Consider the following 23,372-nt stretch of genomic DNA (forward strand, 5'->3'; position numbering starts at 1 on the left):
ATAGCTTCACTATCACAAGGTTTAAATAGGTTATTAGAAGTATACTTTAGGTTGTAGATAGAATAAATCTGTTTTCATTGAGTATTTCTCCAGATTTACAAAACGAACAAAAGGTTGACTTGCTCCGCAATTTTTCCTACTACTTTTTAATAATTGGCTATTGTATCAAAATTTTTTGCTATCACAAAGAAAGGCAGGGATGCTACTATCCCTGCCTTTCCATCATCAACACTACAATTGTCCTCGTTGACAATAGTTTCTGTTGTGATATTATTCAAAATCAAGATATTCTTTTTCAAGTTCAAGAACTTCTTCCATCGTTGCACATTCTGTAAGGGCACGTTGAGCCAGTTCTTGCATCTTCTTCGTATCCAATTTTTTCATCAAACTACGTGTACGAAGAACAGATGTGGCACTCATTGAAAACTCATCCAGACCAATACCAACTAGAAGTGGAACAGCAGTTTGATCACCCGCCATTTCACCACACATACCAGCCCACTTGCCTTCAGCATGAGCTGCTTTGACCACTCGATCCACTAAACGTAAGATAGATGGGTTGTATGGTTGATAAAGGTAAGAAACTTGTTCATTCATACGATCTGCAGCCATTGTGTATTGAATCAAGTCATTAGTACCAATTGAGAAGAAGTCAACTTCTTTTGCAAATTGATCAGCCAACATAGCTGCTGCTGGAATTTCAATCATAATACCAACTTGAATATTGTCCGCAACTGCAACACCTTCCGCAAGCAATTTAGCTTTTTCTTCTTCCAAAATACCTTTTGCGGCACGGAATTCAGTCAACAAAGCAACCATTGGGAACATGATGCGCAATTGCCCATGAACAGATGCACGCAAAAGTGCACGTAATTGTGTGCGGAACATTGCATTTCCTGTTTCCGAAATTGAAATACGAAGCGCACGGAATCCAAGGAATGGATTCATTTCTTTTGGAAGATCAAAGTAAGGAAGCTCTTTGTCCCCGCCAATATCCATTGTACGGACAACAACTGGCTTACCATTCATGCCTTCCAAAACAGCTTTGTAAGCTTCATATTGCTCATCTTCTGTTGGGAAATCTTGGGAATCCATGTAAAGGAATTCAGTACGGTAAAGTCCGACAGCTTCAGCGCCATTAGCGTTGACACCTTCAACATCTTTTGGTGTACCGATGTTTGCAGCCAGTTCAAAATGTTTTCCGTCAGCTGTTACTGTTTCAGCATCTTTCAGTAAATCCCATTCAGCCTTTTGTTTGGCATAAGCTTCACCAGCTGCTTTAAAATCTGCAATTTGTTCTTCGGTTGGATTGATAATCACTTCCCCAGTGATACCATTTGCAGCAATCACATCACCGTCTTTCACTAATTCGGTAATGTTATTCGTTCCAAGAACTGCAGCAATTTCAAGAGTACGAGCCATAATAGCAGAATGACTTGTACGTCCACCGATGTTTGTGACAAAAGCTTTAACAAAATTCTTATCTAACTGAGCTGTATCAGAAGGTGTTAAATCATGTGCAATCACTACTACTTCTTCATTGATCATAGCAGGATTTGGTAGGCGAACTCCAAGCAAATGTGCAAGCACACGTTTTGTAACGTCACGAATATCAGCTGCACGTTCTTGCATATATGGATTATCTTCCATATTCTCAAAAAGCGTGATAAACATATCCGTGACTTCTTTTAAGCCTGATTCTGCATTAACTTTCTTTGCACGGATTGTTTCCTTAATCTGACCAATCATTTCTGGGTCAGAGAGTACCATTAAATGAGCATCAAATACTTGCGCTGCTTCTTCACCAAGGGTTTCTACTGCTTTTTCACGGATAACAGAAAGCTCGTTTTGTGAAGCTTCAAGAGCTGCATCCAAACGAGCCTCTTCTGCATTTGTATCTTCGACTGAAGCAGTCTCGAATGATAAATCCGGTTGAACAAGTAGATATGCCTTAGCAACAGCAACACCATCAGATGCTGCGATTCCTTTAAGCATTTCTGTCATTTTATGCCAATCCTTCTTTTGTCATTGTTTCTGCGATTGCTACAATTGCATCATCTGCGTCTGCACCTTCAGCTGTAATTGTTACATCTGCACCTTGACCAACACCAAGGCTCATAACACCCATGATTGATTTAAGGTTTACTGATTTACCTTTATATTCAAGAGTGATATCTGAAGCAAATTTGCTAGCAGTTTGAACCAACAAAGTTGCTGGACGTGCATGAATACCTGTTTCTGCCACAATGTGGAAATCTTTAGAAGCCATAATTGGACTCTCCTTTAATGTAATCTTTTTGGGGTCATAAGTGATAACCCTTACAATTCTAGATTATAACATCTTTGTAAAATTTTTTCAAGAATTTTATGTGTATTCAGCAAGCCTTTTTTATGAGAATTACTGAAATTTTATTAAAACGATATTTTCATTATCCAATCTACAAATACATTTTCAATCCATTATCCGCTGGGAAAAATTTGATTTAACAAAACAAAATATGTGATTTTCCTTTGATTTTTCATTTTTTAAAATACTATATCTAGTATCATTGAATTCAAAAAACAAAAATAAGCACAACATTTAGAATATAATAGTTGACAAAATTTCTCGTTTTGGATATACTAAATCCATACTGAATTTAAAGAAATTAGGAGTTCATTATGGTAACTATTTACTCAAAAAATAATTGCGTGCAATGCAAAATGACAAAACGCTTCTTAGATACGAATCATGTCGAATATCGTGAAATCAACTTGGACGAACAGCCTGAATACATCGATCATGTAAAAAGCTTAGGTTTCAATGCTGCACCGATTGTCCAAACTCCAACAGAAGCATTTTCCGGTTTTCAACCAGGTAAATTAAAAAAATTATCATAAAATTGTTGTAATCATAGAGCTATCCAGCCGCTTCTATAAACCATAGAAGCTCTTTCTTTTGTAAAACAATTCAATTATTTAGAAAAAGGAACAATATGGGACTTAAACAACTCGAAGACGTGACGTATTTCCGTCTGAATAACGAAATCAACCGTCCAATCAACGGACAAATTATGCTTCACAAAGATAAGGAAGCTTTGGAGGCATTTTTTAAAGAAAATGTGGAACCAAATACCAAGCAATTCTCATCTATTACTGAAAAAATTCACTTTTTAATTCAAGAAAACTATTTAGAAAAAGAATTTATCCAACTTTATAAACCTGAATACATCGAAGAACTGGCTGCTTTTATTCGTGAGCAAGATTTCCATTTCAAGTCTTTCATGGCAGCTTATAAATTCTATAATCAATATGCTCTCAAAACAAATGACGGCGAGTATTACCTCGAAAGTATGGAAGAGCGTGTTCTTTTTAATGCGCTCTATTTTGCCAACGGTGATGAAGCAATTGCCAAAGATATTGCTAATGAAATCATTCATCAGCGTTATCAACCTGCTACTCCAAGTTTCCTTAATGCCGGCCGATCTCGTCGCGGAGAACTAGTCTCCTGTTTCCTCATTCAAGTAACGGATGATATGAACTCTATCGGTCGCTCGATCAATTCAGCTCTGCAGCTATCTCGGATTGGCGGCGGTGTTGGAATTTCCCTCAGTAATTTGCGTGAAGCTGGTGCTCCTATCAAGGGCTATGAAGAGGCCGCATCTGGAGTGGTGCCAGTCATGAAACTTTTTGAAGACAGTTTCTCATACTCTAATCAACTAGGTCAGCGTCAAGGGGCTGGAGTAGTTTATCTCAATGTCTTCCATCCGGATATTATCTCTTTTCTTTCAACCAAGAAAGAGAATGCCGATGAAAAAGTGCGAGTGAAAACTCTTTCTTTAGGTGTTGTCATTCCAGATAAATTTTACGAATTGGCTCGCAAGAATGAAGAAATGTACCTTTTCAGTCCGTATTCTATCGAACGTGAATATGGCGTTCCGTTCGCCTATATTGATATTACCGAAAAATATGACGAATTGGTTGCCAATCCTAAGATTAACAAAACAAAGATTAAAGCTCGTGATTTAGAAACCGAGATTTCCAAGTTGCAGCAGGAATCTGGCTATCCTTACGTCGTCAATATTGACACCGCTAATCGTGCAAATCCAGTGAATGGTAAGATTATCATGAGCAACCTCTGCTCTGAAATCTTACAAGTACAAGAACCTTCATTGTTGAATGATGCGCAAGAATTTATCAAACTGGGAACAGATGTTTCTTGCAATCTCGGTTCTACCAATGTGGTTAATATGATGACTTCACCAGACTTTGGCAAGTCTATCCGAACCATGACTCGTGCTCTGACTTTCGTTACAGATAGTTCCCACATCAAAGCTGTTCCAACCATTGATCATGGCAACAGCTTAGCTCATACTTTTGGGCTAGGCGCCATGGGCTTGCACAGTTACCTAGCTCAGCAATTGATAGAATATGGCTCAGCTGAATCTGTTGAGTTTACTAGTATTTACTTTATGCTCATGAATTATTGGACCCTTGTTGAATCCAATAATATTGCCCGTGAGCGTGGTATGACCTTCCATAACTTTGAAAAGTCTGACTACGCAAGCGGTTCATACTTTGACAAATATGTGACTGGCGAATTTGTACCGAAATCTGATCGAGTGAAAAAACTCTTTCAAAATATCTTTATTCCGTCTGCCAAAGATTGGACTGAGCTGCGTGAGAAAGTCATGACAGACGGTCTTTATCATCAAAATCGCTTGGCTGTTGCGCCAAACGGATCTATCAGCTATATCAATGATGTATCTGCTTCGATTCACCCGATTACCCAACGCATTGAAGAACGCCAAGAAAAGAAAATCGGAAAAATTTACTATCCAGCAGCAGGTCTGTCAACTGAAACTATTCCTTACTACACTAGCGCCTATGACATGGATATGCGTAAGGTCATTGATGTCTACGCTGCAGCTACTGAGCACGTGGATCAAGGGCTTTCTCTGACTCTCTTTCTACGCAGTGATATTCCGCAAGGTCTCTATGAATGGAAAAACGAAAGTAAACAAACCACCCGCGACCTTTCTATTCTGCGCAACTATGCCTTTAACAAGGGGATCAAATCTATCTATTATGTCCGCACCTTTACAGATGACGGCGGTGAAGTCGGAGCCAATCAGTGTGAAAGTTGTGTGATTTAAACATGAAAAATACGAAACAAAAATCCATCAATTTTTGCAAATATCTCTTTTATTTTTTAATTGATAGTTTAATTATAGATATTTGTTTTCTTATTTTTATAAATATTGTCAGCTATCTTAACCCTAAAAGCACAGAAATAAATTTCATTACTTTTACAACTTTCTTACTAATTTTTATATATAATTTTGAAAATTGTATCGATTAAGACTAAGAACATTTTTATCAAGATTTTACCTATATCATATTGGCAACTACTTACTGCAGTCCATTTCTTAATAAAGATGACAGAATTCAATTCCAAACTGCCTTTAACCAGTCAAATACTTATGCTAACGCTTACATTCATCGGAATATCATCTGTTGATAAAGTATATGATACCTATAAAAAATTGGAGGATTAATCTACTTGAAAACCTACTACAAAGCCATTAACTGGAATGCCATCGAAGATGTCATTGACAAATCTACTTGGGAAAAACTAACCGAGCAATTCTGGCTCGACACACGAATCCCTCTTTCCAACGATTTAGATGATTGGAGAAAATTATCAGCTAAAGAAAAAGACCTTGTTGGTAAAGTCTTTGGCGGGCTGACACTTCTTGATACCATGCAATCTCAATCTGGTGTGGAAGCTATTCGAGGAGATATTCGCACGCCTCATGAAGAAGCTGTGCTAAACAATATCCAATTCATGGAGTCTGTTCATGCTAAGTCCTATTCATCTATTTTTTCGACTCTTAACACAAAATCAGAAATTGACGAAATCTTTGAATGGACCAATACCAATCCTTATTTACAAAAGAAAGCTGAGATCATCAATGAGATTTACCTCAATGGAAATGCACTCCAAAAAAAAGTCGCTTCAACTTTCCTTGAAACCTTTCTTTTCTACTCTGGTTTTTTCACACCTCTTTACTATCTTGGGAATAACAAATTAGCCAATGTCGCTGAAATCATCAAATTGATTATCCGTGACGAATCCGTTCACGGTACTTATATCGGCTACAAGTTTCAACTTGGTTTCAACGAATTGTCAGAAGAAGAACAAGAAACATTCCGAGAATGGATGTACGACCTGCTATACACCCTCTACGAAAATGAAGAACTCTATACAAAAACACTCTATGACGCCATAGGATGGACAGATGAAGTTATGACGTTCTTGCGCTACAATGCTAATAAGGCGCTCATGAATCTCGGACAAGATCCACTTTTCCCTGACACAGCTGACGATGTCAATCCGATTATCATGAATGGTATATCAACTGGAACTTCTAACCACGATTTCTTTTCTCAAGTTGGAAATGGTTATCTTCTTGGTGAAGTTGAAGCCATGCAAGATGACGATTACAATTATGGATTATAAAACACCTGCTCATTAAAATAACATTTGATAACATAAAAACACGAATGAGGTAACACCAGCAAATAGCTGGAACCAAAATTCCATTCGTGTTTTTATTGTAATGATTGCACTATTTTTAGATCACTATTGAAACATCGCAATCAGCATGATTATAGCTGCTGGTGTATTGTTTAAGATATGTACAGCGATTGAATCTTTCAGATTTCCCCGACGTGCAAATGCGGCATAAAGCACTAATCCCATTACAAAATATAATGGAAATTCTGTCCATTTTGAAATATGAGGAAGTGCAAAAATGATAGATGTTATGAGCGCTGCCACTATTTTTTGATCTTTTTCAAAGAAAAAGATCGTCGCAAAACCGCGAAACACCAGTTCTTCAATTATCGGAGCTATCACTGCAACCGTCATCACATATAACAGAGCAAAAAAGATGTGATCAACTGACATAATTTTTCCTAGATTTTGTAAAGCGTTATCGTTGCTGGTTGTACTTTGCCCTGTTAACAGAATATTTAGATAAGTTCCAACTACTGCTACCACTCTCGCCACTAAAAAGAATAACAAGGCTTTTCCAAAATCTCCCCAAGAAAACGACAGAACTTTGACGTCTTTTGAGATATGTGTTTGGTATCTTCTCCATAAAGTGCGGATAGCAAAAAACACGAGCACAAGGTAGGCTAAAACCAGTAAAATTTCTGTATATATTGGTAGATTTTGTCCTTTTGCTAAGAATAACATAGGAATGCCATTGATGACCATAACTAAAACAATTAATCCCAATAATTTTAAAATTCCAAGTCCTATATGGGCTATTTTTTTCATTAAAGATTCTCCCTTTCTCACTAGTTATTTTACAGTGTTTACGGCTTATTTAAAATTATTTTTCACCATAGAAAAGTTCATCACATTGACGTATAGTGGATAAATACTACAATTGCAATGGGAAGATATTGAATCTCACGTAAGCTAAGCGAGATGACAAAGACGAAAACGTAAAGTACTGGCAAAATAAACTGATTTAACTGAAAAAGGATTTTAAAGTTCTGCTTATAATACGCTTCTCGTTCTGCTTCATCATAAGTTTTCATAAATATTGAAATGTCTTCAGGAAATGCAAACGTTGGTAGTTTAAAATGCCTAACCTGCTCAATTGTTTTTTAAAGGCAATATTGCCTATATATGACGAAAGACAAGGTTAAATAAGAAAACAAACTGATTCTAAGTGAAAAACTATTTTTAGTGATAGCTAAACTAAGTGAAGTTAGTATATCAAAAATTACCAAAATTGTCATCACATCTAGGGAAATGGTGCCGTATTCCAGATTTTTAAACATCTTCTGGTAAAGCTGCTCAATTAACTCATTTTCTTTTCTTGATTCCGATTGTTTCTGAATTTTCCGACTAGAAGATAGTAAATAAATCATCGTGCAGAATAAAATCAGATTGAGCAAACGAATAATCCATCCTAAAAGTGTACTATTTAAAAAAGTTGGAAAATGGAAAGTTTCGAGCCAGCTATTGGCTACAAAAATTCCCAGCAAAACACTGACTATCATCAAACCGCTAATTTTCATCCATTTTTTCATTACTATTCTCCTCTAGATAAACTACATTTTCTACGTTTTCTCCAAAAATATGAGCAATCTTTAAGGCAATAATAACAGATGGAGCATACTCTCCCCGTTCGATTAAATTGACGGTTTGTCGAGAAATTCCTGCTTTTCTGGCTAGTTCTGTTTGATTGAGCCTATCTCTTGCTCGAAGTTCCTTGAGCCGATTTCTCAACTTCATACCATATTCTCCTTTCACAATTTTATTACAACATATATTTGTCATTTTGACAATTATTATTATCAAAATAAATATTATCATTTTCAATTTATAGTATACAGCTATCCAATCCATATAAAAATCCCCCAAAGTTAGTTTGTATCCAACTTTGAAGGAATTCTTCAAGATGATATTGACTTTCTTGCTTCAACTATTCATTATTCTTTTTTGAACGTTTTGCGAAGATAAAGATCACAATTCCTAAAATAACGATTCCTACTAAACCAAGGAAAGTCACTTTTTCACCAGTTGATGGAAGAAAACCACGTTTGTTTTGCTTTGGCGCTTCTTTTACAACTTTATAATTTATTTTGTAAGTAGAGAAGTGAGTTGTTTTAAAGCTAATCGTTTTATCTTTATTGAGAACAAAGTCAAATTTTTCTGCTTGTTTACCATCTTTCATAGCATAAACAGATTCCACCGTAGCACCTTGTTTCACTGGTACTGTCACTAATGTGGAGCTAACTTGTGACACTGCTTCACCTTTTGGATTGGTCAAAGTAATATCATAGCTATCTGCATTTTCTTCAATTGTCTTTTTAACTGCTAATTTGAGATTAGCCTTTACTAAATCTGCATTTTGCAAACGAACACCTGTAGCTGTATCCACTAAGGTATCAGAAGTATCGTTTGGTTTTGGTTTTTCAACATCTGATGAACTAGATGTAGAAGTTTCGTTTGTACTTGACGAAGATTGAGATGTAGACGAAGTTGAAGATGACTCACTTGTACTTGAAGATGGTTCTGTGCTAGAACTTGGCGGTGTTTGCTCATTTTTGATCTTTTCTTCCATTTCAGCTTCTAGAGCTTTCATCTCTTTAAAGACTTTTTCCGCACGTGCCATACTAGCTGCAGTCACTTCTTCTGACGAAGCTCCGCCTGCAGCTGCGTATTGTTCGTCAGCCTTAGCTTGTTCTTCAATCCATTGTGCTTCTAAAGCTTTCCATTTTTCCTGTACACTATTGCCAAATAATTTTTGGTGTTTGGCCGCCATATCGTAAATGTGAGATGCAACCCAATACCACGAATTTTTGTCGTACTTCGTTGTATCAACTTGGTAAGCTGAATACGTATTGGTAATATTTCCATAATATGGTAGATATGGAGCGAAACGAGGACTCCCAACGGAAAGCCACATCGTACCACCACCCATGCTAGCAGGGATATTATCTTTCAATTGGAAAATGTGTGCTTCCATTACGTTTGGGTTGCCAAGCGGATATTTATAGACTGGATCTACTTTTCCACGTTGAGGAATGCCTTTACCGTCTAATTCCATTTGGTCTAGTGGTTTGAATTGCGTTCCTTCAAAACGGTTCCGCTGCATCCGCATCACATCTGCAACACTGATTTTCTTATTGCTAGATTGCAACAAATCAAAATATTTATCATCATAATTGACTGGTGCGTCTGGATTCAAAGCCTTAATACCTGCCCAAGCACGCGAACGATCTGCCTCTGACATTGGTGGATTATAAGACTGGGAAATATGGAATTTACCATCAATCTCCTTGTAAGAATTAGCATCACGTGCTACTTTTTCTACATTTTCTGAAGCAATGACATTTTCCTTGTCATTAAAATCAACACTTCCTAAGAAGAAAGTATTAGGGAAAACACTATATTTATCATCGGGATATTTAATGGCAACATATTGGTGGCCAGAGAGGATTTCCATGTACCAAACACCCGTTTTATCCGCAATCGTCACGATATTGCCTTCAGCAGCACCTTGCTTTTTGACAATCTCCGCGATGAGTTCCACACCTTCACGAGCCGTTTTTACATGTGGTAAAACGACTGTAGTCATAATAGACTCTGCTAAGCCTTTTTCAACATAAGGATCAACTTTTTGAATAGCTTTATTTGCTTTTGCAGAAACAGTGGCTGATATAGATACTCCATGTTCATTGAAGCCTACTTCGTCAAAAATACCTTCTTTTGGCGTGACGTCTGAAACCGAAGTGTATTTATAACTCCGAGCAGGTAACTGCCATTCAAAACCATTGGCTTCATCAATCAGCTTTGCACCTGCTTTATTGTCCTTAGCTGGATGGACTTTATAGACTTTATTATGATGAGGCTCCAAATCCTCTGTACGACCATACAAAGTCGAACCATCTGCTGTCAAGTTCTTCCCAACAATAAAACCTGTACAAGCTTCAACTGCTTGGAAAGGAAAGAGAATGAGAGCAGATAATAAAATTGTTAAACGAAAAATCAATTTTTTCATATATTTCTCCTTTTATCATTGCATGTTGAATACATCAACTTTTTATAAATAAGAGCAATACACACTCTTATCACCTTTTTAAAACCGTATACCTTAAATTTAGTATACTATTTTAAATCTATTTTAGCAAGCGCTTTCATGTATAATTTATGTATTGATTATTCTTTTTGTCCTAACATTTACAATAAAAAACCAGGAAATCATTCCTGGGTACATCGTTCATATTGTGAAATCTTTTGCAGTATTTTTTGGTAATCGCTTGCTTCTAAATGATAAGTTAATTCCTCTGGGCTGTAGAAATTTTTTCTCAAAAAGAAATCGCTCGGTAATTCTAATCCCAAAGTATCCAAAACAGTCTGAGAAAATGTTGTATAGGCAAATCCAATAGCTGTGATAACATTCTTGTCTTTTACAACTGGCTGATGGAGCATATTTTCTTTTTCCAAAAAAGAAAAATAATCTACCAACTCCATATATAAACCGCCTGTATAATATCGATTTCTCAATAAACCAGCTTTTCCCAAAAACATAGGTGACGAAGAAATGGCAGCTACTATTGTTCGCTTGATATCTACATTTTTCAAAAAAGAGATGAGTCTAGAATCATAGAGACTAACAAAAGGCTCCTGTGTACCTGGCAATATGATACAATCATACACTACACCTTGAACTTCTTTAAAAGTAAAATCCGGAATAACTTGTAATCCTTCTTCACTTGTATAAATTTTCTTTTCTGAAGCAAGATAGTCCAAAGACTGCCCAAAAGAAAGACAAAGAATGGATGTCAAAGTTGTGATTTCCTGCAATGAGCATGCTGGATACAGTAAAACTGCTATTTTCATAGAGGCTCCTTTTAGAAACATAGATCAAATGTTTGCTACACTTGCTTTGCCAGATATACAAATTCCATTTCATTCTGTACGATTGCTGCTATCCAGATAGGCGTATAGTTATCATCCTTTATAAGAGATTTGATTTTCTATGCTTTTCAGGATCCCAAACAAAGCTTGCGATAAAACTAAAAACAAATGTCAACAAGCCAACAGCAAGGGATAGTAAGAGGGCAATCAAACGTGGCAACAGCAATAATATATTCGGACTTTTTTTCACTTCAAGAGCTGCTACTTCTGCATCTAAACGATCAAATTCTGTCTGAATACGACGGGCGACTTCTTCTAGGCCTTCATCATTCATCTTTTTGATGTCTGAAATATCAATCGGCTGGCCAAAATCCATGTCCACACGCTCACCTTTTGCTAAACCTTTCAGGCTCATCGGTCCGACATAAACGGCCGGAAGAATCCGTACCTTTGCCATTTTGGCAATCAAAGCTACTCCTCCTTTAACATCCTTAGAATGACGGCTGCCACTTGGAAACATAATCAACGATCGGTTGCTTGATTTCAGCATTTTTACAGGGTATTTGATAGCGGATGCTCCAGGATTTTCACGGTCAATCGGAAAAGCACCACACATCCGAATCCACCAACCAAAAACGCGATTCGTGAATAATTCTTTTTTTGCCATAAAAATAAATTGCTTGGGTCTTGTAGCGAAAGCCATATAAACAGGATCCCACCAGGTACGGTGCGGTGCTACCAAAATATAATTTTCCTCTTGGTCAGGAATATTCTCCAGATGATGTAAATGAGCATTACCATTTATAGCCCATAAAATCAACATCACTAATCCTCTTAAATATCTGTAGAACATAACCTCTCCCTTCTTATTTCTTCCATTATACCTTATCCAATTCTTGCTCGCAAACTTTTTTCGTCATAAAAGTGTCGCAGCCGAATGGATTCTATTAGAAATTTTACTAAAAAAATGGTATGATTATCCTCATGAACATGAAAGAATTTACGGGATTAACCCACCAACAAGTCCAAGAAAAAATTGCTCAAGGACTTACCAATGATTTTACAGCCAATACGAGTACCAGCACCTGGCAAATCATCAAGCGCAATGTTTTTACGCTATTTAATGCACTAAATTTTGCAATTGCCCTGGCGCTTGTTGCTGTGCAAGCATGGAGCAACTTGGTTTTCTTTGCTGTTATCTGCTTCAATGCCCTCTCTGGTATCGTGACAGAATTGCGAGCTAAACACATGGTCGACAAACTGAATCTTTTAAACAAAGAAAAGATAACGGTCATTCGCGATGGTAAATCTAGTCAAATCAATCCAGAAGACTTAGTCTTGGATGACTGTATTCAACTGGCTACGGGGGAGCAGATTCCAAGTGACGCAACTGTTTTAGACGGTTTTGCAGAAGTGAACGAAGCCATGTTGACAGGTGAAAGTGACCTTGTTCAAAAGGAGATTGGGGAGCAATTGCTCTCAGGAAGTTTTCTTGCCAGCGGGCGTGTTATTGCCAAAATCACTCATGTAGGCTCTGATAATTATGCTTCTAAACTGATGCTAGAGGCTAAGACTGTCAAACCAATCAATTCTCGTATCATGAAATCCATGGACAGGATTGCAGGTTTTACAGGAAAAATCATTATCCCTTTCGGAATTGCGCTCTTTCTAGAAGCTCTCTTTGTAAAACATTTACCTGTCAAAGACTCAGTTGTCAATACCTCAACGGCTCTTCTGGGAATGCTACCAAAAGGAATTGCTCTTTTAACGATTACTTCTCTTTTAACAGCTGTCATCAAGCTGGGCTTACGAAAAGTCCTCGTACAAGAAATGTACTCCGTTGAAACATTGGCCCGTGTTGATATGCTCTGTCTTGATAAGACAGGTACCATTACACAAGGGAAAATGCACGTTGAAACCTTCAGCCCACTCACAGAAGATTTTTCAGAACAAGCCATCTCTGACATTCTTAGTGCTTATATCACTGCAAGCGATGACAATAATCCAACTGCCCAAGCCATTCGCAAGCAATTTACTACTCCGACTGACTATCAAACAAGTAATATGATTCCATTTTCGAGTGACCGTAAATGGGGAGCTATGGAAATGTCGGACTTAGGTACTGTCTTTCTCGGTGCGCCTGAAATGCTCTTTCATGAAGAAATTGAGCTAGCACAGGAAGCTCAAAAGCGTGGTTCGCGTGTGCTCGCTTTAGCTATTAGTCCTGAACGCATTGACCATAAACACATTCACTTACCAAGTAGCATTCAACCCATTGCCATTTTAGAAATCACAGATCCGATTCGTGACGGAGCAGCTGATACTTTGGAATACTTACGCTCACAAGAAGTGGGCTTAAAAATCATCTCAGGTGACAATCCAATTACTGTATCAAACATTGCTGCAAAAGCTGGTTTTTCAAATTACCAAAGTTATGTTGACTGTTCAAAAGTAACGGATCAAGAATTGATTGAGTTGACAGAAAAGACAGCTATCTTTGGCCGCGTTTCTCCTCATCAAAAGAAACTTATCATTCAAACCCTGAAAAAAGCAGGGCATACCACAGCAATGACTGGTGACGGAGTCAATGATATTCTAGCCTTACGGGAAGCAGACTGCTCCATTGCCATGGCTGAAGGGGATCCTGCAACACGACAAGTTGCCAATCTGGTGTTGCTTAATTCTGATTTTAACGATGTACCTGAAATTCTCTTTGAAGGACGCCGCGTCGTTAATAATATCGCCCGCATTGCACCAATTTTCCTCATTAAAACAACTTATTCGTTCATTTTGACAATCATTTGTATTTCCAGTATCTTACTGGGTCGATCAGAATGGCTCTTAGTCTTTCCATTTATCCCCATTCAAATCACCTTGATCGACCAATTTGTTGAAGGTTTGCCGCCCTTTGTCCTCACCTTTGAGCGGAATATCAAACCTGTTGAACAAGATTTCCTTAAAAAAGCAATTTTCAAGGCGCTACCTAGCGGACTAATGATCGTCTTTAGTGTTTTATTTGTCAGCATTTTCGGTGGATTGCATAGTTGGTCACAACTAGAAATCTCAACCTTGCTTTATTATTTATTAGGCTCTATCGGATTTCTATCTGTTGTCCGAGCCTGCCTTCCGCTCAATCTCTGGCGGATTCTACTTATCCTCTGGTCGCTCATTGGCTTCTTCGGAACAGCCATTATCCTGCAAAAGTACATTGAAATCACTACCTTAACCAGCAACAGTTTGCCAATCTATTTCATTCTGATGCTCCTCTTTACAATTACTTTTATTGTTGTGACACACAGACAGAATGAACGGGAACAGAATTTGTAAAATTTAACCTATAGCAGTAAGAAAAACCGTACATTTTTGTCTTACTGCTTATTTTTATTGCTTCTTTTCCTCTACATCATGATATAATAAGGGTATATGGCAGAAATTCTTTTAAAAGACGGTGAGCGAATCAATCAGCTCTTTTCTACTGACGTCAAAATTATCCAAAATCGAGAGGTCTTTAGCTATTCAGTAGATAGCGTGCTCCTCTCCCGCTTTCCAAACTTACCTAAGCGTGGTCTTATCGTGGACCTCTGTGCCGGAAATGGTGCTGTTGGACTTTTTGCAAGCACGCGCACGAAAGCTCAAATCATTGCTGTTGAGATTCAAGAACGTCTCGCAGATATGGCCCAGCGCTCTATTGAGCTAAATAATCTAACCAGCCAAATGCAGGTCATTCAAGATGATTTGAAATATCTCACCAGATATATCAGTGGTAGCAAAGTAGACATGATCCTCTGCAATCCGCCTTATTTTAAAGTAGATGAACATTCTAATCTCAATGCAAGCCGACATTATTTGCTTGCACGTCATGAAATTGCGACAAATTTGGAAGAAATCTGTCAAATTTCTCAACGGGTTTTAAAATCAAACGGACGTTTAACAATGGTCCATCGTCCTGAACGCTTCCTTGATATTATTGAGACCATGACAGCTCACAATTTAGCTCCGAAACGCATTCAGTTTGTCTACCCAAAGGCAAATCGAAAAGCCAATATGCTTCTCATTGAAGCTATCAAAGACGGCTCTCGCGACGGACTAAAAATCCTGCCACCACTTTTCATTCACAATCAAGATGGCAGTTATACTCCAGAAATTCACGAAATTTATTATGGAAAATAAAGCCTTTATGTATGTCCTTGAATGTGCTGACGGTTCTCTCTACACAGGTTACACGACCGATATCAAAAAACGACTTCATATACACAATGCTGGAAAGGGTGCCAAATACACACGTGCACGATTACCCGTTACGCTTTTGTACCAAGAAGAATTTCCTGATAAACCTTCTGCCATGTCAGCTGAAGCCCTCTTTAAAAGAAAAACACGACAACAAAAATTAGAATATATTGCAGATAAGAAAAAGTAGAAAGTTTTATTGCTTTCTACTTTTTTGCAATGATTTACTTAATACTTTGCTTAGAGAGAACAGCAACAAATACACTTAGAAAAACAACGCCAATACCAGCTAGATATGACATGCTAGTAACGGTACTTGGTAATAGTTCATTGGATTTAGCTAATTTTTCGTCGCTTGTAGTAGGCAAAGTTTCTTTGGTTTTAGTTATTTGAGAGGTCTCTTCGTTTTTATTAGACAAATCAGAATCTGTCAATCCAGCATGAGAGTTTTCTCCTTTTTGTTCTTTGTTATCAGAATTTTCCTTTATTTTTTTACCATCTTCATGCTGAACAGTAGAAGAAGACTGGTTTTCTAGTGGTACAAGTGCTTGAATGGCAGTCTGTAAAGCTTCGCTTTCTGCATTAACTTCTGCTTGTGTTGTATCATTTTTTTGTAAAACAGCCTGCACCTCTTCTACTTGAACTTTCAATTTAGCAAGCGAATCTTTTGTATAATGTGTACCTTTTGTCAATTTTTCTTTTGCAGCAGAAATTGCTGTTGCCAAATCTGTTTTATCCACATCTTCTTTGATTAAAAACAAATCGTCAATCGTCCCCCAAGAACCTTTATTTGCTTTCACAGTCACTCCCAATGTCACCTCTGTCTCTTTTGTCAATGTAAAGCTCAATTTCTTACTTTGCTTTTAAAAAATTATACAAAATGATAATAATGTTTAACTTTGAACTCTTTCATTCCATATTTGAAAAAGCTCACTTCTGTGCAATCCCATTTGGAATAATGACTTCTTGAAGAAGTTTCTCTTCTTCCTTGATACGATTATATAAAACAAAAGCATAAAAAGGAAACAAGACACAAAATGAAAGAAGCGCATGGCAAAGCAGTGCTAAACCAATCAACTCTGGAATGATATTCAAGAAATAATTTGGATGTTTGACATAGCGGAAAAGCCAATGATCAACAAATTTATGATTCTTAACCAGCATCAATTTTACAGTCCAAATGTCACCTAAGAGCTGTGTCACAACATAAAGCATGAACATGGAAAATACTAATAGTCCTAGCCCCACGCTACTGAGCGCATCAAAACGAACCTGACGTATTGTGGCTTCAACAAAGCAAGAAAGATAAAATAAAATATGAAGAATAGTGATGTACTTGGTATTTTGTACCCCAAATTCTTGACCGCCATTTGCTAGTATCGCTTTCTCATTTTTAATAGATATTTTCAAAAATACCAATCGAAATACAAATACAGCTAAAACAATGAGTCCTGATAAAGTCATACGACCTCCTTATAAAAACAAAATTAACCTCATTATATAAAGAGAAGATTCTATGAGTCAATACTTTTAAAAAATATCATACAGATTTTAGAAAATCTTTACATAAATCATACTTTCAAAGCAGGACAATAGAAAAGTGACAGCTCTATTGAACTGTCACTCAATATAAAAACAACTTAGTTAACGAATTTCTCGTCTTTGCACTATTTTTTTGCACCAGCAAGCACTCTTTTTAGGATAACGCTCTTGAGTTTCAAAGTCAACATAGAAAAGATCGTAGCGTTTTTCATAACCGTTAGACCGAGAAAATACATCCATCAGCGACCATAAGAAGTAGCCTTTTACATTGACGCCGTCCGCAATAGCATCAGCTAAAACTTCCAAATGTTTCTTAACATAGTCAATCCGAGCATCATCATAAACCATATTATCTACAAACTCATCTTTATAGCCTAAACCATTTTCTGTGATGTAAATTTTCTTATAATTGGATAATCTTTAACAATACGCATAATCATATCATAAAGACCTTTAGGGTAAATTAGCCAATCCCAATCTATTCTTGGAATATCCACATCAAATTTATACTCGCAAATACCTTTTAATGCATAAATAGACATTCCTTTTTCTTCTGCTCCATTTAAATTAAGGGGATTATATACCTGTTTACACAACTACAAAGTATAGTTGTCAAATTTACAAAAATCTTATTTTAAGATACTATATATTGTGATTAGGGTAAAGTGCTATATAGTTCCCTAAAAATTTACAAACTTGTTAGTTTCATTTCCTGAATAATCCTTTTCACATCTTCTAGCTCTACTTTGGGAGTCCATTGCAAACAGTTAGCTGTCGCATAAGCACAGGCACGAATAACGGCTTCTCTATCAACTAATCCTTTATTTTCTAATGAATAACAGAGACTACCTAAGAAGAAATCACCTGAAGCAATTGGATTTTTAACTTGAATTTTTGGAAAAGTGAGCTGAAAAATATCATCTTGCAAACGCGCAACAACTCCCTTTTCTCCCATTGTTACAATGAAATATGGAATTTCAGCGTATTCTTTGAGAAGATTCACTGCTTCTTCTGCCGATTCAACTGATCGCCCTGTTAATTCTGCTAATTCTTCATCGTTAATTTTTACAACTTTAGGCTTAGCTGGAAGAGCTGCTTCCAAAGCTGCACCACTAGTATCTACTACTAAATTCACATCTTCTGGCAAAAGACGACCAATTTGCGCGATATAATCATCCGGCATCCCTTTCATCAAAGAACCAGAAAAAACAACACTATCACCAGATTGAACGTGGCTTAGAAGCCTTGTCGTAAAATGTTCTAACAATTCCTCACTCAGCTCAAATCCTGCTTCGTACACAAGGTAGTTTTTTCCTGATTCTGTATCAACCATAATCGTGCACGTACGTGTATTCTTATCAACTTCTGTCACAACTAATGGAATTTGATTTTCTTTATTTAGTTGCTGAAGATATTCCCCCATTTTGCCGCCTAGCATTGTGTGAATACAAAAATTCACTTGCTCTTCGCCTTTCTCGCAATTCAAAACATAAGCAACATTAAAACTTTTTCCGCCAGCATTTTCGTGCACTTGAATTGGTCGATTGACCACATTTTCTTTAAAATGGCTAAGTAAAACAGTCCGATCCAAAGCTGGATTGGGACAAACCAAATGAAGCATCTTTTTTCCTTTCTTTTTCACGTAAAAGCCAGACTATTTCAAAAGGAATAGCCTAGCTTATTGTTATTTTATTTTGCATTTGCAGCGTATTCTTCATTTCGCTTAATCATTTGCTTTCTATACCAAGCAAAAATTCCGATATAGAATGCTAAGAAAAGAAGCACTCCAACAATCGCTTTAACATCACCTGTTGTCGCATTTCCAATTGTCCAGCCGAATAGTTTTTCAATCGGTCCTTCAAGAGTAGAGTGAGTAATTAATTGTGTGCTTGCTACACCTTTAGGGAACGCATCTACACCTTTCGCTAAATCAGTAACAAATGGTGCAATAAGGGTTCCTGAAAGAAGGAACAATGGAAGCAGTAAGGTTCCAAAAACAATCATCCGAATCAATTTACCGCGTGTGACAACCAGAAGGGCTGGCGTGACTCCCATAGCGATAATTCCTGCCAACGGTAAAATTCCATTTCCAACTTTTGATAAAAGAATAGCTTCAACGAGCATGATTGGAGCCAGTACATTAGCACATGCCCAAATTTCAGCGCGACCAGCGATAAATGGCCAGTCAAGACCAATGTTGAATTTACGACCCTGCAAACGTTTCGTTGCAACATTTGTAATACCTTGCGACAGTGGTTCTACGGCTGCGATAAACCAAGAACCAATCAATGAGAACAATTCCAAGCAGACACCAGCAGTCAAACCAAGCGATAACCAACTTTTGATAACCAATTCCCATGATTTAGCTTCTTCTACACCTGCAACTGGATGCGGTGTTCCCATCACTCCAATAACAATACCGAGAATAAAACCGATGAAAAATTTAGAACCCCAGAAACCGATTTTCTTATTGAGCTTTGCAGCGTCAAAGTCATATTTATCAAGCCATGGAAAAAATTTATCAAAAATTTTATCCAACACCATAATAACTGGATTCATCATATAATTCATGTGAGTTGAAGTCATCGGCGAAGAACTTGGTGCATTGAGCAAGTCGTCAAAAGTTGGTTTCATCAAGTCTGAATTGATGATTTTCATCACTCCGACTAGCACAACCGCTGAGGTGGCAACAAAGAGAGAAACACCCTGACTCACACCGTTATTATCAGCATACCATTTAATCAACAGACCAGTAATTGACAAATGCCAAATGTCAAAAATATCAACATCTAGAGTATTTGTTTTCTTGGTAACTAACATAACTACATTTACAATGAGCATGATGAGCAAGAAATAAAGTGTCCAAGCCGAACCCCAAGTAATCGTTGCCAAAGGCGCCCATCCAACATCTGTAATGTTCAATTTAATCCCTGTATTTTCAACAAATTTTGTCAATGAAGCAGAGAAAGCACCGTTCAACATTCCGATGATGGCTCCAATACCAGTAAGAGCAATAGCCAATTTAATACCGCCTTCAAGTGCTTTTGAAAATTTTACTCCAAAAAGCAAAGCCAAAGCAGTCAAAACAATCAGCATAATAATTGGTGCACCCATATCTAGTATGGGTTTAAAAAATTTATTAGCTAAGTCAATAATGACATTCATAAATAAATCCTCCCGATCATATTTTATTGAATTGTATTTTTTATTTTATTAAGCTCTATTAAAGAATTTAGTGCAAACCATGCTCTTTGATAGTTGCCTCAATATTGTCATAGACAGGCGCGCTCATAGCTGGAATCCGAAACAAGATAGGCCCTGCTTCAATAACAGGAATTCCTGGTTCAAAGCCTAAATTTGTCGCTGCTATCGGCGTGAAAATATCATAACCTTTTATCAAGTCTTCATTGACATCTTTGACCATGACAGCATCACATTGGACATCATAACCACGATTAGAAAGTTCTTCTTCAAGAGCACTCTTGATTTGATGGCTAGAATTTACCCCCGCTCCACAGGCTGCTAAAATTTTAATCATTTTAAAATCCTCCGTTTTTTATTTTTAATAGTTTAATCCTTGATTGTTTCTGATAAATAATGAAATATTTTTTCAGAATTGTTTAATTGTAATAGCGCATACAATTTTCCATCTGCTGTAAAGAAATCCATTAGCTGCGCTAAAATATTGGTCTGGCTCGCATTAGAATTATTGATAATAAAGAATAAGAGCGAAACCTCCACTTCTTTTGTAGGAGCAATCATATTATGAAAGATGACTGATTGTTCTAACCGTACCACTACTACTTTTTCTGCCAAATTGTGTGCTATATCCGTATGTGGAATAGCTACATTAGGTAAACCTTTTCCCAAAAATTCCATGTCAAGTCCTGTCGGAAATGACTTTTCTCGCTCAATCAAAGCCTTTTTATAAGAAAAGGTCACAATCTTCCTTTTTTCAAGAAGATCCGCAACTTGGCTAAAAAGATGCTCTTTATTGTCAGCTTGCAGACAAAAGACTAAATCTTTATCAAAAAAATGATTAAGTCCCATCTTATCTTCTCCTTCTGTTTGTTTGTTCTATTTTGTTTACAAAATCATTATATAATTATTTGAAAGCGTTGTTAATAGTTTATTGTGTTTTATTTTGTTGTTTTATATTTGACATTGTTTGTTTCGGGCGTTATAATATTGTTGTAAAATAAAAAAGGAGGTATAAACATGAAAGTTATACTAGGGACAGACCTTGATGGTTTTGAGTTAAAAAATAAAGTGAAAACTCATTTGATTCAGCTCGGTTATGAGATAAAAGACCTTAATGAGCAAGAAAGGGCTGTTGATTTTATAGATTCAACAGTTGCCCTTGTAGAAGAATTACGAAAAGATGATACTACTCGTGGTATTTTGTTTGACCGTTTTGCTGTCGGCTCTTACATGGTCGCAAATAAGCATAGAGGTATTATCTGTGCTGCTGTTTCAGATGAACATTCGGCCATGATGACAATTCGTCACAATTCTACTCGTATCATCACTCTCGGATCTGCAATTCTTGGTGAAGAATTAGCCAATGCCTGCGTGGATGCGTATTTAACTGCAGATTATGATGCGGGTCGTCACCAAGTACGGATTGATATGTTAAATAAATTGTGCTAGGAGGGAAATGCTATGAAAATTGCACTTGGTTGTGATCACATTGTCACAGATACAAAAATGAAAATCTCTGAACACCTAAAAGAGCTTGGACATGAAGTCATTGATGTCGGTACCTATGACTTTCACCGTACTCATTATCCCATCTTTGGTCGCCTAATCGCAGAAAATGTCGTTTCTGGAAATGCCGATCTTGGAATTGCTCTTTGTGGAACCGGTGTCGGAATTTCTGCTTCTGCCGACAAAGTTCCTGGTACACGTGTTGCCCTCGTTGGAGATGTCTTAACAGCACGATATGCCAAAAAAGAGCTTAATGCCAATATCATTGCTTTCGGCGGACGCATTCTGGGACAAAATCTCATTAACAACATTGTTGATGTCTTTCTAGAAACCAAATACGAACCAACAAAAACTAATCAAAAATTAATTGAAAAAATTGACAAGGTCATTGAAGTAAACCCTGAAATTGCAAAAAATAATCATATCTTTGACGAAGAAAATGCCAAATGGGATCGCGGCGAATACCATGATTGATAAAAAACATATAAAAACAAGCTTAGATATATGGTACTAGCTCCATAAAATGAGACATAAGAAAACCACTTCTGTTGAAATCTAGGAAACTAGAAACAGGAGTGTTTTATTATGCTCAAAAAAGCCTATTCAGTGGAAACTAAGTTAGCCTGTATCGAAATGAAGAAAGCAGGTAACTCTAACAAGGTCATTAAGAAGACGTTGGGATTGAATGATGGTCAGATTTATACATGGATGAGATGGCATAAGAACGAAGAGCTCCACCGTTTCCATCCACCTGTTGGTAAGCAAGATTCCTACGGCAAAGGTCTGGAGGAGCTATCTGAAGTAGAACAACTACGACTACTTAAGAAAATCCATGGACTAATCGTTAATCACAAGAAAGTCTATCGAATTACGAAGGAGAATAGTTGGCTCTGTCGTGCACGTCCTAAGAAGGTGCCAAATATAGGTCAGCCTTACTATGTGATAGAGAATAAGCTAGATCGTGATTTCTAAGTAGAAAAGCCAATGGAGAAGCTTGTCACAGGCATTACCTACCTCTACTTTGGGAACTGTAAACTCTACCTATCTTCCGTCATAGATCTCTACAATCGTGAGATGGTAGCTTACACCATTTCAGATTGTCAAGATACTAACTTTGTACTGGATACGCTCAATCAATTGGAATTGCCTAAGGGAGCACTTTTACACAGAGATCAGAGCTCTGTTTACACCTCGAAAGCTTATTACCAAGCTTGCACAGAAAAAGGCATCACCCGCTATATGTCCCGTAAGGGAACACCAGCAGATCATGCCTGTATCGAATGGTTTCATTCTATTCTCAAGTCTGAAACCTTCTATCTCCATAACTGGAGAAACTTAACCAAAGATAGTATAACAGATATTGGCGAAAAATACATCACATTTTATAATGAAAGTAGAATTCAACAGAGATTAAACGACCAATCTCCCACAGAGTACAGAAGAGCGGCTACCTAATAGTGTTTTTCTA

The 23,372-nt window shown here is 37.1% G+C and carries 23 protein-coding genes and 2 pseudogenes; 9 read left to right on the plus strand and 16 right to left on the minus strand.

What is annotated here, in order from left to right; translation table 11 throughout:
* Positions 1-270: 270 nt before the first annotated feature.
* Together ptsP and H8787_RS08070 are read right to left on the minus strand one after the other, a co-directional pair.
* A complete protein-coding gene (gene ptsP, locus H8787_RS08065; RefSeq protein WP_003068445.1) occupies positions 271-2,004 on the minus strand; it encodes a phosphoenolpyruvate--protein phosphotransferase in 1,734 nt (577 codons plus the stop codon).
* 1 nt (position 2,005) lies between these two features.
* Positions 2,006-2,269, minus strand: coding sequence for a phosphocarrier protein HPr (locus tag H8787_RS08070; RefSeq protein WP_003023815.1), 264 nt, complete (start codon positions 2,267-2,269; stop codon positions 2,006-2,008).
* A 392-nt stretch (positions 2,270-2,661) separates the two neighbouring features.
* On the opposite strand from H8787_RS08070, the gene nrdH reads away from it, so the two are divergent.
* The 3 genes from nrdH to nrdF all read left to right on the plus strand — a co-directional run bounded on the left by nrdH (position 2,662) and on the right by nrdF (position 6,502).
* Positions 2,662-2,880: a glutaredoxin-like protein NrdH gene (nrdH, locus tag H8787_RS08075; protein WP_006269677.1), complete on the plus strand. Its 219-nt coding sequence runs from the start codon at positions 2,662-2,664 to the stop codon at positions 2,878-2,880.
* A gap of 95 nt (positions 2,881-2,975) precedes the next feature.
* Entirely contained in the window at positions 2,976-5,135 is a 2,160-nt protein-coding gene (gene nrdE, locus H8787_RS08080) for a class 1b ribonucleoside-diphosphate reductase subunit alpha (protein ID WP_049493371.1), read from the plus strand.
* A 407-nt stretch (positions 5,136-5,542) separates the two neighbouring features.
* Complete coding sequence (gene nrdF / locus H8787_RS08085) at positions 5,543-6,502, plus strand: class 1b ribonucleoside-diphosphate reductase subunit beta (protein WP_006269622.1); 960 nt, start codon at positions 5,543-5,545, stop codon at positions 6,500-6,502.
* Between the two features lie 123 nt (positions 6,503-6,625).
* On the opposite strand, the gene H8787_RS08090 is transcribed toward nrdF, so the two are convergent.
* From H8787_RS08090 to H8787_RS08115, 7 genes are all read right to left on the minus strand, one after another.
* Entirely contained in the window at positions 6,626-7,327 is a 702-nt protein-coding gene (locus H8787_RS08090) for a CPBP family intramembrane glutamic endopeptidase (RefSeq protein ID WP_048800875.1), read from the minus strand.
* An 80-nt stretch (positions 7,328-7,407) separates the two neighbouring features.
* Positions 7,408-7,593, minus strand: a complete 186-nt coding sequence (locus H8787_RS10160; protein ID WP_127502338.1) for a DUF3169 family protein — start codon at positions 7,591-7,593, stop codon at positions 7,408-7,410.
* A 69-nt stretch (positions 7,594-7,662) separates the two neighbouring features.
* Complete coding sequence (locus H8787_RS10165) at positions 7,663-8,091, minus strand: hypothetical protein (RefSeq protein ID WP_262350624.1); 429 nt, start codon at positions 8,089-8,091, stop codon at positions 7,663-7,665.
* Positions 8,069-8,296 (minus strand): helix-turn-helix transcriptional regulator, encoded by a 228-nt coding sequence (locus H8787_RS08100; RefSeq protein WP_187327830.1) that lies wholly within the window; start codon positions 8,294-8,296, stop codon positions 8,069-8,071. Before H8787_RS08100 ends, H8787_RS10165 begins: the two co-directional genes overlap by 23 nt.
* Positions 8,297-8,486: 190 nt before the next feature.
* Positions 8,487-10,568, minus strand: coding sequence for a C69 family dipeptidase (locus tag H8787_RS08105; RefSeq protein ID WP_187327831.1), 2,082 nt, complete (start codon positions 10,566-10,568; stop codon positions 8,487-8,489).
* Between the two features lie 200 nt (positions 10,569-10,768).
* Complete coding sequence (locus H8787_RS08110; protein WP_049493380.1) at positions 10,769-11,410, minus strand: DJ-1/PfpI family protein; 642 nt, start codon at positions 11,408-11,410, stop codon at positions 10,769-10,771.
* A 118-nt stretch (positions 11,411-11,528) separates the two neighbouring features.
* A complete protein-coding gene (locus tag H8787_RS08115) occupies positions 11,529-12,281 on the minus strand; it encodes a lysophospholipid acyltransferase family protein (protein WP_187327832.1) in 753 nt (250 codons plus the stop codon).
* 119 nt (positions 12,282-12,400) lie between these two features.
* Between H8787_RS08115 and H8787_RS08120 the strand changes: the two genes are divergently transcribed.
* The 3 genes from H8787_RS08120 (at position 12,401) to H8787_RS08130 (ending at position 15,845) form a co-directional block, all read left to right on the plus strand.
* Positions 12,401-14,755, plus strand: a complete 2,355-nt coding sequence (locus H8787_RS08120) for a cation-translocating P-type ATPase (RefSeq protein ID WP_187327833.1) — start codon at positions 12,401-12,403, stop codon at positions 14,753-14,755.
* A 96-nt stretch (positions 14,756-14,851) separates the two neighbouring features.
* Entirely contained in the window at positions 14,852-15,598 is a 747-nt protein-coding gene (locus H8787_RS08125; protein WP_003068425.1) for a tRNA1(Val) (adenine(37)-N6)-methyltransferase, read from the plus strand.
* Positions 15,588-15,845: a GIY-YIG nuclease family protein gene (locus H8787_RS08130; RefSeq protein ID WP_003068423.1), complete on the plus strand. Its 258-nt coding sequence runs from the start codon at positions 15,588-15,590 to the stop codon at positions 15,843-15,845. Before H8787_RS08125 ends, H8787_RS08130 begins: the two co-directional genes overlap by 11 nt.
* A gap of 34 nt (positions 15,846-15,879) precedes the next feature.
* Here H8787_RS08130 and H8787_RS08135 read toward each other — a convergent pair whose 3' ends face one another.
* The 7 genes and pseudogenes from H8787_RS08135 to H8787_RS08165 all read right to left on the minus strand — a co-directional run bounded on the left by H8787_RS08135 (position 15,880) and on the right by H8787_RS08165 (position 21,247).
* On the minus strand, positions 15,880-16,473 hold the full coding sequence (locus tag H8787_RS08135; RefSeq protein ID WP_262350626.1) for a hypothetical protein: 594 nt from the start codon (positions 16,471-16,473) through the stop codon (positions 15,880-15,882).
* A gap of 112 nt (positions 16,474-16,585) precedes the next feature.
* The gene (locus tag H8787_RS08140; RefSeq protein WP_037598530.1) at positions 16,586-17,119 is read right to left on the minus strand and encodes an isoprenylcysteine carboxyl methyltransferase family protein; all 534 of its coding nucleotides are present in this window, start codon (positions 17,117-17,119) and stop codon (positions 16,586-16,588) included.
* Positions 17,120-17,299: 180 nt separating this feature from the next.
* Positions 17,300-17,760 (minus strand): annotated as a pseudogene (locus tag H8787_RS08145) (family 1 glycosylhydrolase); the annotation flags it as partial.
* A 125-nt stretch (positions 17,761-17,885) separates the two neighbouring features.
* Positions 17,886-18,818: a 1-phosphofructokinase family hexose kinase gene (locus H8787_RS08150; RefSeq protein WP_070669342.1), complete on the minus strand. Its 933-nt coding sequence runs from the start codon at positions 18,816-18,818 to the stop codon at positions 17,886-17,888.
* Between the two features lie 68 nt (positions 18,819-18,886).
* Positions 18,887-20,362, minus strand: coding sequence for a PTS galactitol transporter subunit IIC (locus H8787_RS08155; RefSeq protein ID WP_187327835.1), 1,476 nt, complete (start codon positions 20,360-20,362; stop codon positions 18,887-18,889).
* 67 nt (positions 20,363-20,429) lie between these two features.
* The gene (locus H8787_RS08160; RefSeq protein ID WP_187327836.1) at positions 20,430-20,735 is read right to left on the minus strand and encodes a PTS sugar transporter subunit IIB; all 306 of its coding nucleotides are present in this window, start codon (positions 20,733-20,735) and stop codon (positions 20,430-20,432) included.
* Between the two features lie 32 nt (positions 20,736-20,767).
* Positions 20,768-21,247, minus strand: coding sequence for a PTS sugar transporter subunit IIA (locus H8787_RS08165; RefSeq protein WP_187327837.1), 480 nt, complete (start codon positions 21,245-21,247; stop codon positions 20,768-20,770).
* A 168-nt stretch (positions 21,248-21,415) separates the two neighbouring features.
* Here H8787_RS08165 and lacA point away from each other — a divergent pair, with 168 nt between their 5' ends.
* The 3 genes and pseudogenes from lacA (at position 21,416) to H8787_RS08180 (ending at position 23,359) form a co-directional block, all read left to right on the plus strand.
* The gene (gene lacA / locus H8787_RS08170) at positions 21,416-21,847 is read left to right on the plus strand and encodes a galactose-6-phosphate isomerase subunit LacA (RefSeq protein ID WP_187327838.1); all 432 of its coding nucleotides are present in this window, start codon (positions 21,416-21,418) and stop codon (positions 21,845-21,847) included.
* Between the two features lie 12 nt (positions 21,848-21,859).
* Positions 21,860-22,378 (plus strand): galactose-6-phosphate isomerase subunit LacB, encoded by a 519-nt coding sequence (lacB, locus tag H8787_RS08175; RefSeq protein WP_006269641.1) that lies wholly within the window; start codon positions 21,860-21,862, stop codon positions 22,376-22,378.
* 111 nt (positions 22,379-22,489) lie between these two features.
* Positions 22,490-23,359, plus strand: a pseudogene (locus tag H8787_RS08180) (IS3 family transposase).
* The last annotated feature ends 13 nt before the right edge of the window (positions 23,360-23,372 follow it).

This window comes from Streptococcus sp. NSJ-72, assembly GCF_014334035.1.
GTDB classification, from domain to species: Bacteria; Bacillota; Bacilli; order Lactobacillales; family Streptococcaceae; genus Streptococcus; species Streptococcus constellatus.

Coding starts and splice junctions, on each gene's coding strand:
- ptsP (WP_003068445.1), bottom strand. CDS start 2,004: ATGACAGAAATGCTTAAAGGAATCGCAGCATCTGATGGTGTTGCTGTT.
- H8787_RS08070 (WP_003023815.1), bottom strand. CDS start 2,269: ATGGCTTCTAAAGATTTCCACATTGTGGCAGAAACAGGTATTCATGCA.
- nrdH (WP_006269677.1), top strand. CDS start 2,662: ATGGTAACTATTTACTCAAAAAATAATTGCGTGCAATGCAAAATGACA.
- nrdE (WP_049493371.1), top strand. CDS start 2,976: ATGGGACTTAAACAACTCGAAGACGTGACGTATTTCCGTCTGAATAAC.
- H8787_RS08090 (WP_048800875.1), bottom strand. CDS start 7,327: ATGAAAAAAATAGCCCATATAGGACTTGGAATTTTAAAATTATTGGGA.
- H8787_RS10160 (WP_127502338.1), bottom strand. CDS start 7,593: ATGAAAACTTATGATGAAGCAGAACGAGAAGCGTATTATAAGCAGAAC.
- H8787_RS10165 (WP_262350624.1), bottom strand. CDS start 8,091: ATGAAAAAATGGATGAAAATTAGCGGTTTGATGATAGTCAGTGTTTTG.
- H8787_RS08100 (WP_187327830.1), bottom strand. CDS start 8,296: ATGAAGTTGAGAAATCGGCTCAAGGAACTTCGAGCAAGAGATAGGCTC.
- H8787_RS08105 (WP_187327831.1), bottom strand. CDS start 10,568: ATGAAAAAATTGATTTTTCGTTTAACAATTTTATTATCTGCTCTCATT.
- H8787_RS08110 (WP_049493380.1), bottom strand. CDS start 11,410: ATGAAAATAGCAGTTTTACTGTATCCAGCATGCTCATTGCAGGAAATC.
- H8787_RS08115 (WP_187327832.1), bottom strand. CDS start 12,281: ATGTTCTACAGATATTTAAGAGGATTAGTGATGTTGATTTTATGGGCT.
- H8787_RS08120 (WP_187327833.1), top strand. CDS start 12,401: ATGATTATCCTCATGAACATGAAAGAATTTACGGGATTAACCCACCAA.
- H8787_RS08125 (WP_003068425.1), top strand. CDS start 14,852: ATGGCAGAAATTCTTTTAAAAGACGGTGAGCGAATCAATCAGCTCTTT.
- H8787_RS08130 (WP_003068423.1), top strand. CDS start 15,588: ATGGAAAATAAAGCCTTTATGTATGTCCTTGAATGTGCTGACGGTTCT.
- H8787_RS08140 (WP_037598530.1), bottom strand. CDS start 17,119: ATGACTTTATCAGGACTCATTGTTTTAGCTGTATTTGTATTTCGATTG.
- H8787_RS08150 (WP_070669342.1), bottom strand. CDS start 18,818: ATGCTTCATTTGGTTTGTCCCAATCCAGCTTTGGATCGGACTGTTTTA.
- H8787_RS08155 (WP_187327835.1), bottom strand. CDS start 20,362: ATGAATGTCATTATTGACTTAGCTAATAAATTTTTTAAACCCATACTA.
- H8787_RS08160 (WP_187327836.1), bottom strand. CDS start 20,735: ATGATTAAAATTTTAGCAGCCTGTGGAGCGGGGGTAAATTCTAGCCAT.
- H8787_RS08165 (WP_187327837.1), bottom strand. CDS start 21,247: ATGGGACTTAATCATTTTTTTGATAAAGATTTAGTCTTTTGTCTGCAA.
- lacA (WP_187327838.1), top strand. CDS start 21,416: ATGAAAGTTATACTAGGGACAGACCTTGATGGTTTTGAGTTAAAAAAT.
- lacB (WP_006269641.1), top strand. CDS start 21,860: ATGAAAATTGCACTTGGTTGTGATCACATTGTCACAGATACAAAAATG.